General features: G+C 71.8%; 11 protein-coding genes. 7 read left to right on the top strand and 4 right to left on the bottom strand.

From position 1 onward, the window contains the following. Positions 1 to 3 precede the first annotated feature (3 nt). Positions 4 to 408: a hypothetical protein gene (locus ACZ56V_RS09255; RefSeq protein WP_356366478.1), complete on the top strand. Its 405-nt coding sequence runs from the start codon at positions 4 to 6 to the stop codon at positions 406 to 408. A gap of 39 nt (positions 409 to 447) precedes the next feature. Here ACZ56V_RS09255 and ACZ56V_RS09250 read toward each other — a convergent pair whose 3' ends face one another. Then, positions 448 to 1,620: an enolase C-terminal domain-like protein gene (locus tag ACZ56V_RS09250; protein WP_468940608.1), complete on the bottom strand. Its 1,173-nt coding sequence runs from the start codon at positions 1,618 to 1,620 to the stop codon at positions 448 to 450. A gap of 155 nt (positions 1,621 to 1,775) precedes the next feature. Between ACZ56V_RS09250 and ACZ56V_RS09245 the strand changes: the two genes are divergently transcribed. After that, positions 1,776 to 2,579, top strand: a complete 804-nt coding sequence (locus tag ACZ56V_RS09245; protein WP_104632779.1) for a ribonuclease BN — start codon at positions 1,776 to 1,778, stop codon at positions 2,577 to 2,579. 15 nt (positions 2,580 to 2,594) lie between these two features. Here the strand turns inward: ACZ56V_RS09245 and ACZ56V_RS09240 are convergent, their stop codons facing one another. The 3 genes from ACZ56V_RS09240 to ACZ56V_RS09230 all read right to left on the bottom strand — a co-directional run bounded on the left by ACZ56V_RS09240 (position 2,595) and on the right by ACZ56V_RS09230 (position 6,603). Next, the gene (locus tag ACZ56V_RS09240; RefSeq protein ID WP_467379078.1) at positions 2,595 to 3,638 is read right to left on the bottom strand and encodes an SDR family oxidoreductase; all 1,044 of its coding nucleotides are present in this window, start codon (positions 3,636 to 3,638) and stop codon (positions 2,595 to 2,597) included. Then, complete coding sequence (locus tag ACZ56V_RS09235) at positions 3,635 to 5,437, bottom strand: thiamine pyrophosphate-requiring protein (protein WP_398910015.1); 1,803 nt, start codon at positions 5,435 to 5,437, stop codon at positions 3,635 to 3,637. The genes ACZ56V_RS09240 and ACZ56V_RS09235 overlap by 4 nt, the downstream gene beginning before the upstream one ends. 107 nt (positions 5,438 to 5,544) lie before the next feature. After that, entirely contained in the window at positions 5,545 to 6,603 is a 1,059-nt protein-coding gene (locus ACZ56V_RS09230) for a LacI family DNA-binding transcriptional regulator (RefSeq protein WP_467379077.1), read from the bottom strand. Positions 6,604 to 6,793: 190 nt separating this feature from the next. On the opposite strand from ACZ56V_RS09230, the gene ACZ56V_RS09225 reads away from it, so the two are divergent. The 5 genes from ACZ56V_RS09225 to ACZ56V_RS09205 all read left to right on the top strand — a co-directional run bounded on the left by ACZ56V_RS09225 (position 6,794) and on the right by ACZ56V_RS09205 (position 14,358). After that, positions 6,794 to 7,720, top strand: a complete 927-nt coding sequence (locus ACZ56V_RS09225) for a carbohydrate ABC transporter permease (RefSeq protein WP_356366467.1) — start codon at positions 6,794 to 6,796, stop codon at positions 7,718 to 7,720. A 7-nt stretch (positions 7,721 to 7,727) separates the two neighbouring features. Further along, on the top strand, positions 7,728 to 8,678 hold the full coding sequence (locus ACZ56V_RS09220; protein WP_398910019.1) for a carbohydrate ABC transporter permease: 951 nt from the start codon (positions 7,728 to 7,730) through the stop codon (positions 8,676 to 8,678). A gap of 85 nt (positions 8,679 to 8,763) precedes the next feature. Then, positions 8,764 to 10,119, top strand: coding sequence for an ABC transporter substrate-binding protein (locus ACZ56V_RS09215; protein WP_468940602.1), 1,356 nt, complete (start codon positions 8,764 to 8,766; stop codon positions 10,117 to 10,119). Positions 10,120 to 10,145: 26 nt separating this feature from the next. Continuing rightward, on the top strand, positions 10,146 to 12,191 hold the full coding sequence (locus tag ACZ56V_RS09210; protein WP_468940599.1) for a beta-galactosidase: 2,046 nt from the start codon (positions 10,146 to 10,148) through the stop codon (positions 12,189 to 12,191). Between the two features lie 127 nt (positions 12,192 to 12,318). Further along, positions 12,319 to 14,358 carry an RICIN domain-containing protein gene (locus ACZ56V_RS09205; RefSeq protein ID WP_468940597.1) on the top strand — a complete coding sequence of 680 codons (2,040 nt, stop codon included), beginning with the start codon at positions 12,319 to 12,321 and terminating at the stop codon, positions 14,356 to 14,358. Positions 14,359 to 14,472: the final 114 nt, after the last annotated feature.

Below are 14,472 nucleotides of genomic sequence, written 5' to 3'. Positions count from 1 at the left end.
GCCATGTGGAAGCGCAAGGGCAGGAAGGACCGTCGGGCCGCCGAGCCGGTCCCCATGGAGCTGTGCGACCTGTGCGCCAGGGTCTTCCCCGAGGACGAGTCCGTGACGGGCTACGTGCCGGACTCGTCCGCGGTGCACGCCACCAACGAGTGGTTCGACGGGCTGCGGCTCATCACCGCGTGCTCGGACGACCACTTCGACGTGATCAAGGAGGGGTACGCGCACCGGCCCTTCGTGGACGAGGAGCTGTGGGCGGCGAAGCTGACCCGGGCCCTGACCACCGGCCCGCCGGCCCTGTCCATGGACCAGCTCGGATGCCGGACGGGGCTCCAGGAGCCCCAGATACGCGCCGCCGTCGCCTGGCACAACGAGCGCGTGCGGGAAGCGCAGGAGCGCAGCGACCCCTGAGACCACCGCGCCCCGGGTCACCGGGCCCTGGTCTCGGCGTCAGCGCGGCGGACGGACCCCGTACACCCGGTAGGGCTCCGCGTCGGCCCACCTGACGTCCAGGCCGAGGCCGGGCCGCGAGGTGTCGGGGCACAGCGCGCCGCCCCCGGGCGACAGGACGCCGTCGAACAGCAGCCGCTCGACGCGCACGTGGTCGTGGAAGTACTCCAGGTGCCGCAGCCGCCGCACGGCGCAGAAGGCGTGGGCGGACACGGCGGGCGCGCAGTGCGCGGACAGGTCCAGGTGCCGGACGGCGGCCAGACCGGCGACCTCCAGCACGCCGGTGATGCCCCCGCACCGGGTGACGTCGGCCTGGAGGCAGTCGACCGCGGGCCCGTCGGTCAGGTTGGCGAAGTCCTGAGCGGTGAAGGCGTACTCCCCCGCGGCGACCTCCAGACGTGCCGGGCCCCGCTCGCGCAGCATCCGCAGCCCCTCCAGGTCCGCGGAGCCGACCGGTTCCTCGAACCAGCGCACGTCCCACTCGTCGTGGAAGCGGTGCGCCCAGTACAGGGCCTCCTTGCGGCCGAGCGCCCCGTTGGCGTCGGTGAACAGCTCCGTCCCGTCCCCCACCGCCCGGCGTACGGCGGTCAGGCGCGGCGGGTCGGCGTCCGGGTCCCGTGAGGTCTTCAGCTTCACGCGCCCGATGCCCTCCTCGGCCCATCCGGCGAGCTGGCCGGTGAGGCGGTCCAGGGGGTAGTTGGTGAAGCCGCCGCTGCCGTAGACGGGCACCCGGTCGTGGTGGGCCGGCAGGAGCTGGACCAGCGGAAGCCCCAGCAGCCGTGCCTTGAGGTCCCACAGCGCCACGTCGACGGCGGACAGTGCCATGGCCCCCGCGCCGGGGCGGCCGGCGTTGCGCATCCGCGCGCCCATGCGCTCCCACAGGGCGGGCGGCGAGGAGACGGGGCCGCCCTCGACGACCGGCGTGAGCACGGAGTGCACGAAGGACGCCACCGAGACGTCCCCGTAGGTGTAGCCGAGTCCGGTGCGGCCGCCGGCGTGCACGCGCACCAGGACCAGGGTCGTGGCGTCCCACTCCAGGGTGCCGTCCTGCTCGCGGCCCCCGGGCCCGTCGGTGGGGATCTCGAAGGCGTGCACGTCGACCGCGTCGACCACGCACTCGTCCAGTGTCCTCGTCTCCGGTGTCCTCGTCTCCGGGCCGGTCACCGACGTCATCGCGCACTCCCTCGCCTTCGCGCCCCCCGGGGCCGGTTCCCCACGCCGTCCGGTCCATGCGCGGGCCGTCCGGGTCAACCGACGTTTGTCCGGGCGCGGGCCGGGTCACTCAGTTCCCCGTCGCGAGCCATCGAAAGGACGCCCGAGGAGCCCCCGTGAACCGGTTGTGGCGGCCGTTCCACCGTGCGTGGGACTGGCTGGCCGCGTCCGCCCTGGTCCGGCGCGGCCGGGACCTGGAGCTGATGCACAGGGCCATGGGCTTCGCCACCCTCGCCCTGGTCACGCTCGCGCCGCTGCTGATCGTGGTGGCCGCGGCCGACCCGCTGGGCCGCGGGGGCTTCGCCTCGTGGCTGGCCGACGGCATGGGGCTGTCCGGACGGTCGGCCAAGGTGCTGACCGACATCATCAGCCCGCCGACCAAGGTCGTCGGCACGACGAGCGTGTGGGGCGGAATCCTGCTCGGCGTGTTCGGCGTGTCCTTCGCGGCGAGCGTCCAGAACGGCTACGAGCGCATCTGGGAACTGCCCGCCGGCCCGTGGCACCGCATCTGGCGCCAGATGACCTGGGTGGTCCTGCTGACCGCCTACCTCTACCAGGAGGTGCAGACGCGGACCGCGCTGCACGGTTCGGCGCGGATCGCCCTGTCGACCGCCAGCGGCATGCTGTTCTTCTGGTGGGGCCAGCACTTCCTGCTGGGCGGCCAGGTCCGCTGGCGCGACCTGCTGCCGGGAGCGCTGGCCACGATGGTGGGCCTGATCGGCCTGCGCGGCTTCTCGTACCTCTTCTTCACGCCGCTCATCCTCGACAACGCCTTCAGCTACGGCGCGGTCGGCATCGTGCTGGTGGTGGAGTCCTGGCTGATCGGGGTCGGCTTCGTCGTCTTCGGCGGCGCGATGGTCGGGCACTGGTTCTGCGAGCACCACTGGTGGGCGCGGAACATCGACCGCAGACCGGACTGACCCGGGGACGGTCCGTCAGCCGGCGCGCCGGCGCAGTCCGCCCGCGAGGGCCGCGGCCGCCGCCCCGGTCACGGCCGTGGCCAGGGCCAGCGGCCGGCGGTTGCGGGAGATCCAGAACTGGAGGCTGCGCGGATGGGCCTCGTCGTCGAAGATCCCGTGCGCGCCGTAGTCGTCCGGGGCGGTGTCGTCCGGCGGCTTCCAGAGGTTGACCGGCCGGGACGGGTCGACGGGCCGGTCCGTCTGCTGCCCGTCGTAACCGGTGCGCGCGAGGTAGCGGTCGAGGAGACCCGGGGCGAGCTTCTGGCCCAGCAGCGTGGCGACGGTGGAGCCGCCCACCCAGTACACGCGCCGCTCGGGATGGTCCGCGGCGTGCAGCACCGCCCGGGCGGCCACCTCGGGCTGGTAGACGGGGGCCACCGGGCGCGGATGGCGGGGCAGCCGGGTGAGGACCCAGCTGAACTGGGGCGTGTTGAGCCCGGGCATCTGCACCATGGTCACCCGCACCCCGCTGCGGTCGTGCAGCAGTTCGCAGCGCAGCGACTCGGTGAACCCCTGGATGGCGTGCTTGGCCCCGCAGTAGACGGCCTGGAGCGGGACGCTGCGCTCGGCCAGGGCCGATCCCACCTGGACGATGGTGCCGCGATCACGCGGTGTCATGCGCCGCAGGGCGGCCTGGGTGCCGTGGACGAAGCCGAAGTAGGTCACCTCGGTGGCCCGCCTCAGCTCCTCGGGCCGGATCTCCGGCACGGGCGCGAAGACGGTCGAGAACGCGGCGTTCACCCATACGTCGATCGGGCCGAACTCCTCCTCGACGCGGGTGGCCGCCGCGTCCACGGCCTCCGCGTCGGCGACGTCCACGACCAGCGGCAGCGCGCGCCCGCCGGCCGCGCGCACCTCCTCGGCCGCCCGTTCGAGGGCGTGCTCGCCCCGCGCGAGCAGGGCCACCGCGGCCCCGCGCGCGCCGAACGCCCGGACGGTGGCCCGGCCGACGCCGCCGGTCGCACCGGTGACGACGACGACCTCGGTGCCGTTCGTCCCCCGGTGACGGACGCCGCTCACTTCTTGCCCCGGCCGGGGAGGTGCTCGGCGTACTCGGTGAGCTTCTGGCGTACGCCCTTGGTGGCGATCCCGGTCAGCTCCGGGTCGTGCAGCGCCGCCTTGATGGCCTTCTTGCCCTGGTCCTTCATGATGTGCGGCGGGATCGGCGCGATCTCCGCGTCGACCTTGAACTCCAGGACCACGGGCCGGTCGGCGGCGAGTGCCTCGTCCCAGGCGGAGCCGACCTTCTTGGGGTCGGTGCAGACGATGCCCTTGAGGCCGAGGAGTTCGGCGTAGGCGGCGTAGGGGACGTCGGGGATGGCCTGGGAGCCCGGGTACTTGGGGTCTCCGGCCATGGCGCGCTGCTCCCAGGTGACCTGGTTGAGGTCCTGGTTGTTGAAGACGCAGAAGATCAGCGGCGCCGATCCGGACAGGCGGTCCAGGTAGCGCTTGACGGTGATCATCTCGTTCATGCCGTTCATCTGGAACGCGCCGTCCCCGATGAAGGCGATCACCGGGCGCTCGGGATAGGCGAACCGCGCCGCGATGGCGTAGGGCGTGCCCGGGCCCATCGTGGCCAGGGTGCCGGAGAGCGAGGCCTGCATGCCGTCGCGCAGCATCAGGTGGCGCGCCCACCAGTTGGTGCCCGAACCGGAGTCGGCGGTCAGGATGACGTCGTCCGGCAGCCGCGGCGAGAGTTCGGCGGCGACGGCCTGGGGGTTGATGGTCTTCCCGAAGTGCTCGCCCGCCCAGCGGTCGCACAGGTCGTGCCACTCCCGGACGTCCTTCTCGATCTTCTCCCGCCAGCCCCGGTCCTCCTTGCGCTGGAGCATCGGGATGAGGGCGCGCAGGGTCTCCCTGGAGTCGCCGACGAGATGGGCGTCCATGGGATAGCGGATGCCGATCATGCGGCCGTCGATGTCGATCTCGACGCCCCGGGCCTGTCCCTCCTCGGGCAGCCACTCCGAGTACGGGAAGCTGCTGCCGACCATGAGCAGGGTGTCGCAGCCCTTGATCATGTTGTCGCTGGCCTTGCTGCCCAGCAGGCCGATGGGCCCGGTGACGTAGGGCAGGTCGTCGGGCAGCACCTCGCGGCCGAGCAGGGCCTTGGCGACGCCGGCGCCGAGCAGTTCGGCGACCTCCTTCACCTCGGCCTCGGCCTTCGCCGCGCCCTGGCCGACGAGCATGGCGACCTTGTTGCCCGCGTTGAGGACGTCGGCGGCCTTGCGCAGCTCGTCGAGGTCGGGCAGCACCCGCGGCCGGCTCCAGCCCACGCTGGAGAAGACGGACCCGTGCTCCCGGGGCGGGGAGGGCTGGGCCTCCTCCTCCTGGATGTCGTTGGGGATGATGACGGTGGCGACGCCCCGGGTGGTCAGCGCGGTCTTGAAGGCCCGGTCGATGACGTGCCGGGCCTGGCCCGGGTGCACGATCATCTGGCAGTACTCGGACACGTCCGCGAAGAGCTGGTCGAGGGCGATCTCCTGCTGGTAGTGGGTGCCCAGCGACAGCCGCTTCTGCTGGCCCACCACCGCCACCACGGGCTGGTGGTCGAGCTTCGCGTCGTAGAGGCCGTTGAGCAGGTGCACGGCGCCCGGTCCCGACGTGGCGACGCAACAGCCCACCTCGCCGGTGAACTTGGCGTGGCCGCAGGCCATGAACGCGGCCATCTCCTCGTGCCGTGCCTGGATGAACTCCGGGTCGCCGTCGGCCCGGTCGAAAGCGCCGAGCAGACCGTTGATGCCGTCACCCGGATAGCCGTACACCCGCTGGACGCCCCACTCGGACAGACGCTGGAGCACGTAGTCGGCGACTTGGGTCATGGAGCTCTCCCAGACGTGGGGGGACGACGGTCGGCTTGTGGGGTTACCGTCGCGGCCGCTCCTAAACCGGCGGTCCGTCCCCTTCCGCCCCTCTCGCGCCCGGTCGCCTAGGCCGGCGGCGGTGCCGTGCTCGCCCGGGTCACCAGCCGGGTCGGCACCAGCGTGGTGCCCCGTTCCGGACCGACCGCGCGCATCTTGCGCAGCACGGCCCGCACGCACAGCCGCCCGACCTCGGCGAAGTCCTGGTGGACGGTGGTCAGCGGGGGCAGGAAGGACCCGGCCTCGGCGATGTCGTCGAAGCCGATGACGCTGACGTCCTCGGGCACCCGACGGCCGCGTTCGTGCAGGGCGCGCAGCAGACCGAGGGCCATCTGGTCGTTGGCCGCGAAGACGGCGGTGCACTCCTCGCGCGCGGCGAGCTCCAGGCCCGCCCGGTAGCCGGACTCCGCCGACCAGTCGCCGCGCACGAGGGGCGGCGGGGTGCGGCCCGCCTCGGTGAGCGTCCGCCGCCAGGCGTCGGTGCGGCGCTGGGCGGCGAAGGAGCCCTCGGGGCCGCCCAGGTGCCACACCGTGTCGTGCCCGAGGTCGAGCAGGTGGCGCACGGCGGCGCGGCTGCCGCCCGCCTGGTCGGTGTCGACCACCGTGTAGGTGTCGCCCGCGTCGGAGTCGACCACGACGACCTGGACGTGCGGCGGCAGTGTGAGGGACGCCGCGTCCAGGAGGTGGACCTCCATGATGACGATGACCGCGTCGACGGCCAGTTCCTCCAGGCGCGAGAAGGCGCCGCGCACCTCGTCCTGGGTGGGGACGGCGACCGGCAGCAGCGTCACCGCGTACCCCTCGCTCGCCGCGGAGGTCGCGATGGCCTCCAGGGTGCGCACGTTGCCCGTGGTGGCCAGCGTGAAGGTGATGACGCCGATGGTGCGGAACTCGCCCCGTTTGAGGGCCCGGGCCGCGCTGTTGGGCCGGTAGCCCAGCTCCTTCATGGCCGCCAGCACCTGCCGCCGGGTCTCCTCGGTCACGCCCGCGTAGCCGTTGGAGACGCGGGAGACGGTCTGCGAGGAGACTCCGGCCAGCCGGGCCACGTCCGCCATGGAGGCCGTGCGGTCCCTGCCGCGCCGGGCACGCGCGGGTGCGCTCGTCGGGACTTCCTCAGCCGTGCTCACTCGCCGTCAGCCGCCTCTCTGTCGCTGTCGGGTCCGGGTGTGCAAGGACCCTTGACCGTCGTCATCGGGGCAGTGTAGACATGCCGCCATCAGATGTTTACGTAAACATAACAGCTCGGCACCCTTTCGCGGAGCCAGATGTTTACGCAAACATCGGCGAAGTGCCAGCACGTGGACGAGCGAGGACGACATGACGACGCTGCAACCGCCGGCCGCCGCCGAGCCGCGGCCGGCTCCACCCCCGGTGCGGCGGGACCGCCGTTCCTGGACGGGGTGGGGCTTCCTCGGTCCCTTCGTGGCCGTGTTCGCCCTGGTGTTCCTGGCGCCCATCGCCTACTCGGTCTACCTCAGCCTCTTCCGCGACCAGCTGATCGGCGGGACCACCTTCGTCGGCCTGGACAACTACGGCGAGGCGCTGGGGGACGAGCAGTTCTGGGCCTCGCTCGGCCGGGTCTCGCTCTTCCTCGCCGTACAGGTGCCGATCATGCTCGGCATCGCGCTGCTCGTGGCCCTGGCGCTGGACAGCGGCCGCCTCTACGGCCGGGACTTCTTCCGCATCTCGATCTTCCTGCCGTACGCCGTGCCCGCCGTGGTGGCCACCCTGATGTGGGGCTTCATGTACGGCACCCGCTTCGGCCTGGTCGGCGACATCAACGGCGCGCTGGGTGTCTCGCTGCCCGACCCGCTCTCCCCCGACCTGGTGCTGGCCTCCATCGGCAACATCGTGACCTGGGAGTTCGTCGGCTACAACATGCTGATCTTCTACTCGGCCCTGCGGGTGGTCCCGCACTCGCTGTACGAGGCGGCCCAGATCGACGGCGCCGGCCAGATCCGCGTGATCACCGCCATCAAGCTCCCGGCCATCCGCGGGGCCCTGGTGATCGCCACCATCTTCTCGATCATCGGCAGCTTCCAGCTCTTCAACGAGCCCAGCATCCTGCAGCCCCTGGCGCGCAACGCCATCACCACGGACTACACGCCGAACTACTACACGTACGCGCTGTCCTTCAACGGACAGCAGCACAACTACTCCGCGACGGTCGCCATCGTCATGGGGCTGATCACCATGGTCATCGCCTACGCCGTGCAGCTGCGCGGCATGCGCAAGGGAGTGTGAGGCAGCGATGACCAGTCCCGTCGCCACCGTTTCCGACCGTTCCACGCCCGCGCCGTCCGGCACCTCGGGCTCCGTCCCGCGGCTGCGTCCACCCCGGCGCCGGCACTCCGCCGACAAGCCCCGGCGCAGCGTGCTGCTGACCGCGCTCACCGCGCTCGTGCTGCTGTACAGCCTGGTGCCGCTGGTCTGGCTGGCCATCAGCGCCACCAAGACGCAGGAGGGGCTGTCCCGTTCCTCCGGTCTCTGGTTCGACGGCGACTTCGCGCTGTGGGACAACATCACCGAGACGTTCACCTACGACGACGGCGTCTTCACCCGCTGGCTGCTCAACACCCTGCTGTACGTGGGCCTCGGCGCGGGCGGCGCCACCTTCCTCGCCGTGCTCGGCGGCTACGCGCTCGCCAAGTTCCACTTCCCCGGCCGGCGTGCCGTGTTCGCCGTCGTCATCGGCGCGGTGGCGGTGCCGGGGACGGCGCTGGCGGTGCCGACCTTCCTGATGTTCAGCAAGATGGGGCTCACCAACACGCCCTGGGCGGTGATCATCCCGTCCCTGATCTCGCCGTTCGGCCTCTATCTGATGTGGGTGTTCGCCACCGAGGCCATCCCGACCGAGCTGATGGAGGCGGCCCGCATCGACGGGGCGGGCGAGGTGCGCACCTTCTTCCGGGTCGCCCTGCCGCTGCTGGCTCCCGGCATCGTCACCGTCCTGCTCTTCACCATGGTCGCGACCTGGAACAACTACTTCCTGCCGCTGGTCATGCTCAAGGACCCCGACTGGTACCCGCTGACCCTCGGGCTCAACAGCTGGAACCAGCAGGCCGCGACCGCGGGCGGCGAGGCCGTCTTCAACCTCGTCGTCACCGGGTCCCTCATCACCATCCTGCCGCTGATCGCCGCCTTCCTGCTGCTCCAGAAGTACTGGCAGTCCGGCCTCGCCGCCGGAAGCGTCAAGGAGTAGCCCTCCCCCGCTCCCGCCCATCACCGACAACTCCGCCAACCCTCAACGGTGCCGGTTCCGGCCACGAAGAAGTGGAAGCACGCCCATGCCCACACACCTGACCAAGCACTCGCGCCGCCTCCTGCGCGCCACGGTCCTCGTCTGCGCCCTCGCCCTGGGCGCGAGTGCCTGCGGCGACTCCGACGACGGGGGGCCGGGCAGCAAGGCCGTCTCCGAGGCGGACATACAGGCGGCCCTCAAGGAGGGCGGCACCATCACGGTCTGGGCCTGGGAGCCCACCCTCAAGCAGGTCGCCACCGACTTCGAGAAGGCGCACCCCGGCGTCAAGGTCGACCTCGTCAACGCCGGGACCAACAAGGACCAGTACACGGCGCTGCAGAACGCCATCTCGGCGAAGAAGGGCGTCCCGGACGTCGCCCAGATCGAGTACTACGCGATGGGCCAGTACGCCCTGACCAAGCAGCTCACCGACCTCAAGTCCTTCGGCGCCGACAAGCTCTCCGCCAAGTACTCCCCCGGCCCGTGGAACGGGGTGAAGGCCGGTTCGGACGGCATCTACGCGCTGCCGATGGACTCGGGCCCGATGGCGCTGTTCTACAACAAGAAGGTCTTCGACAAGTACGGCATCGAGGTGCCCACCACCTGGGCCGAGTACCTGGACGCCGCCCGCGACCTGCACAAGGCCGACCCGAAGGCGTACATCACCGCCGACAACGGCGACGCCGGGTTCGCCACCAGCATGCTCTGGCAGGCCGGTTCGCGCCCCTACACCGTCGACGGAACCAAGGTGAAGATCGACTTCTCCGACCAGGGCGCCAAGACGTTCACCGGCACCTGGCAGAAGCTCATCGACGAGAAGCTGCTCGCCTCCGTCCCCGCCTGGACCGACGAGTGGTACAAGGGCCTCGGCGACGGCAGCATCGCGACGCTGGCCACCGGCGCCTGGATGCCGGCCAACCTGGAGTCCGGTGCGAAGGCGGCGTCCGGTGACTGGCGCGTCGCCCCGATGCCGCAGTGGACCGCGGGCGGCAAGGTCAGCGCCGAGAACGGCGGCAGCGCGCTGGCGCTCCCGGAACTCGGCAAGAACGAGGCTTTGGCGTACGCCTTCGTGGAGTACGCGAACGCCGGGGACGGCGTGCAGACCCGGCTGAAGAACGGCGCCTTCCCGGCGACCACCGCGGATCTGCAGTCCACGAAGTTCCAGGACACCGCCTTCCCGTACTTCGGCGGCCAGAAGGCCAACAAGATCTTCGCCGAGTCGGCCGCGGACGTCCCCGACGACTGGTCGTACCTGCCCTACCAGGTCTACGCGAACTCGGTCTTCAACGACACCGTCGGCAAGGCCTACGTCTCCGGCACCACGCTGGCCGAGGGCCTCGAGTCCTGGCAGGAGGCCTCGGTCAAGTACGGCGAGGAGCAGGGCTTCACCGTCGAGAAGTAGCGCACGCCCCCACCGGAAGGACCGCCATGATCTCCACCCTCCACTCCCGCCCGCACCGGGGGACGGACGGTGCGCCCGCCCCCCGTCTCGCCTACGGCGCCGACTACAACCCCGAGCAGTGGCCGCGGGAGGTGTGGGAGGAGGACGTACGGCTGATGCGCGAGGCCGGCGTCAACATCGTCTCGCTCGGCATCTTCTCCTGGGCCCGCCTCCAGCCCGGCCCCGACGCCTGGGACTTCGCCTGGCTCGACGAGGTGATGGATCTGCTGCACGAGCACGGCGTCGGCGTCGACCTGGCGACCGCCACCGCCTCCCCGCCGCCCTGGCTGACCACCGCGCACCCCGAGATCCTCCCGGTCACCGACCGGGGCGAGACGCTGTGGCCGGGAGCGCGCCAGCACTGGCGCCCGACCTCGCCCGTCTTCCGCGAGCACGCCCTGCGCCTGGTCCGGAAGCTGGCCACCCGCTACGCCGACCACCCGGCGCTGGTCGCCTGGCACGTCAACAACGAGCTGGGCTGCCACAACGTCTACGACTACTCCGACGACGCGGCCCGTGCCTTCCGGGACTGGCTGCGCACGCGGTACGGCACGACGGACGCCCTCAACCACGCCTGGGGCACGGCGTTCTGGTCGCAGCGCTACGGCGACTGGGAGGAGATCCTGCCGCCCCGGCTGGCGGCCTCGCACCCGAACCCGACCCAGCAGCTGGACTTCAAGCGGTTCTCCTCGGACGCGCTCAAGGACCACCTGCGCGCGGAACGGGACCTGCTGCGGGAGCTGACGCCCGACGTCCCCGTCACCACCAACTTCATGGTGATGCCCGGCACCAAGGGCATGAACTACGCGGACTGGGCCGGCGAGGTGGACTTCGTCGCCAACGACCACTACGTCGTCCCGCACCCGCAGGCCCGCGACGAGCTGTCGTTCTCGGCGAACCTCACCAGCGGCATCGCGGGCGGCCGCCCCTGGTTCCTGATGGAGCACTCCACCAGCGCCGTCAACTGGCAGCCCGTCAACCTGGCCAAGCAGCCGGGCGACATGGCCCGGGACTCGCTGACGCACGTGGCGCACGGCGCCGACGCGGTGTGCTTCTTCCAGTGGCGCCAGTCGGCGGCCGGCGCCGAGAAGTACCACTCGGCGATGGTCCCGCACGCCGGTGCGGACAGCGACCTGTTCCGTGCGGTCACCGCGCTCGGCGACACCCTGAAGACGCTCGCGCCGGTCGCCGGGAGCGAGCGGGAGCCCGCCGAGGTGGGCATCCTCTTCGACTGGGAGTCGCGCTGGGCGAGCGAGCAGGACTCGCACCCGACCTCGCTGCTCGACTACCACCAGGAGGCGCTCGACTGGTACTCGGCGCTGCTCTCCCTGGGCGTCCGCGCCGACGTCGTCACCACCGGCGCCGACCTGAGCCGCCACCGGGTGCTGATCGCGCCGGTGCTGCACCTGGTCCCGGCCGAGCTGGCCAAGGACCTCACCCGCTACGCCGAGCAGGGCGGGCACCTGGTCACCACGTACTTCTCCGGCATCGTGGACGAGAACGACCACGTCTGGCTGGGCGGTTACCCGGGCGCGCTGCGGGACCTGCTCGGCATCCGCGTCGAGGAGTTCGGTCCGCTGCCCGCCGGGCAGAGCGTGGAGCTGGACGACGACAGCACCGGCGGCCTGTGGACCGACCACGTCACCGTCACCGCCCCCGAGACCGAGGTACTGGTCCGCTACCGCACCGGTGCGCACGCGGGCCGCCCCGCGGTCACCCGGCGCCAGGCGGGCGGCGGTTCGGCCGCCTACGTCTCCACCCGGCTCGGCGCCGGGGGGCTGGCCGCGCTGCTGCCGAGGCTGCTGGAACCGGCCGGGGTGACGAGCGAACTGCCCGCCCCGGTGCGCGGGCGGGTCGAGACCACCGTGCGCCGCGGCCCCGGCGGACGCTTCCTGTTCCTGGTCAACCGGACCGACGAGACCGTGACCGTCCCCGGGCTCACCGGGGAGGTCCTGGTGGGTGACACCGGCGACGACGGCGCCGTCGTCCTGGCCGCCCGGGCAGTCGCCGTCCTGCGCACGCCCACCGACTGACGCACACCCGCACCACCACCCCTGTCCCCCGGAGCGGCACGCACCCGCTCCGGGGCCATCCCCTCCTGCCCTCGACCGGGCGGCAGGGGCCACCGCAGCGACCACACCTTTCCGTTGGGAGCACACGATGGCACGCCGTACCCGCAGCAGAAACCTCCTCGGCACCGCGGTCCTGACCGCCCTGACCACCGGGGCGGCCCTGCTCGGCGCCCCCGCCCGGGCCGAACCGGCCGCGGCCGCCGCCTCCGTCACGGTGCGTCCGGACCCCTCGTACCAGCAGGAGGCGTTCGAGGGCTGGGGCACCAGCCTGGTCTGGTTCGCCAACGCCACCGGCGACTACCCGCCCGAGATCCGCGAGAAGCTGGCCCGCCTGCTGTTCGGCGACGACGGACTGGGCCTGAACATCGCCCGCTACAACATCGGCGGCGGCAACGCGCCGGACGTCGCGGACTACCTGCGGGCCGGCGGGGCGGTCGAGGGCTGGTGGAAGGCGCCCGCCGGCACCACGCGCGAGGACACCGGCTGGTGGAGCGCCGACGACCCGGCCGACTGGAACGAGGACGCCGACGCCACCCAGCGCTGGTGGGTCGAGCGCATCAAGGACGACATCGACCACTGGGAGACGTTCAGCAACTCCCCGCCCTGGTTCATGACCGTCAGCGGTTACGTGTCCGGCGGCTTCGACCCGTCCGCGGACCAGCTCAAGCCCGAGTCGGTCGACGACTTCGCCGCCTACGTGGCCGGGGCTACCAGACGGCTGGAGAAGACCGAGGGCATCAAGGTCGACACCGTCGACCCGTTCAACGAGCCCAACACCCCGTACTGGGGTACTCGGCTGGGCGCCGACGGCGAGCCCGTCGGCGGCCGGCAGGAAGGGGCCCACATGGGTCCCGAGCTGCAGCGCGAGGTCCTCCGGGCGCTGGCCCCCGCACTGCGGAAGGCGAAGGTCAAGGCGGACATCTCGGCGATGGACGAGACCAACCCCGGCACCTTCGCGAAGAACTGGAGCGCCTACTCCGGGGCCGACCGGGCTCTCGTGGGCCAGATGAACGTCCACACCTACGGCACCGGGCAGCGCACCACCGTGCGCGACCTCGCCAAGGCCGCGGACAAACCCCTGTGGATGAGCGAGGTGGGCGGCGACTGGGGCGACGGCCAGGACTTCGAGGACATGCGGCCCGGCCTCGGCCTCGCCCAGCAGATCGTCGACGACCTGCGGGAACTGGAGCCCCGCGCCTGGGTGTTCTGGCAGCCCGTCGAGGACTACGACAACATGAAGCCCGGCGGCGAGTCCGCGAAGGGCGGCAACTGGGGCAGCATCCAGCTCCCGTTCGACTGCACCGCCCGGGACACCCTGGAGACCTGCCCGATCCGGACCAACACCAAGTTCGACACCGCCCGCAACTTCACCCACTTCATCAAGCCCGGCGACCGGCTGATCAAGACGGACGACACCTCCAGCGCCGCCGCCGTCACCCGCGACGGCAAGGGCGCCACACTCGTCCACGTCAACCGCACCACCGAGGCCCGCACGGTCACCCTCGACCTGTCCAAGTTCCGTGACGTGAGCCGCCGCGCGACCGTCACCCCCGTCGTGACCAGCGCCGACGGCAAGCTGGAGCGGCGGGCCCCGATCAGGGTGAGCGACCGCACGGCCGGCTTCACCGTGCCCGCCCAGTCCGTCACCTCGTTCGAGATCAAGGGCGTCTCGGGCGTCGCGAAGGACGCCGCCGAGCCGCGCGAGGGGCACACCTACACGCTGACCGGCGTACAGAGCGGCAAGGCCGTCACCGTGGCCGCGGACGGCACGGCCCTGGTCCTCGGCACCGGGGAGGGCACGAGCGCCCAGCGGTGGCGGCTGAGCGAGGTGCGCCACGACAGCGGGGCCCGCGACCGCTACGTCTTCACCCGGCCCGAGGACGGCACGCGCCTCGCCGTACGCGACGACGTCCCGGTGGCCGAGCCCGACACGGGCAGGCGGGACAAGGCCGCCCAGTGGCTGATGTCGAGCACCGGCGACGGCACCTGGACCCTGGTCAACGCGGCCACCGGGCGTCTGCTCGAAGTGGGCGGCCAGGCGACCCACGAGGGCGCGGCCGTCACGACCTGGCCGCCCAACTCCGGTGCCAACCAGCGCTGGACGCTGAGGGACGTGTCCGCCGGCTGATCCCCTCCCCCTTGCCGCCGGTGCCGGGCGGGAAGGGGGGGGACGGGCGGACAGCGACGCGGATTAGCAGCGGAGGAAGAGCAGGAGGGCGGACCACGAACGAGCCGCGGAAGG

This window comes from Streptomyces sp. NPDC034099 (assembly GCF_055575415.1).
Note: the sequence above shows the minus strand (reverse complement) of the source record. Positions and strands in the feature narration are given on the sequence as shown.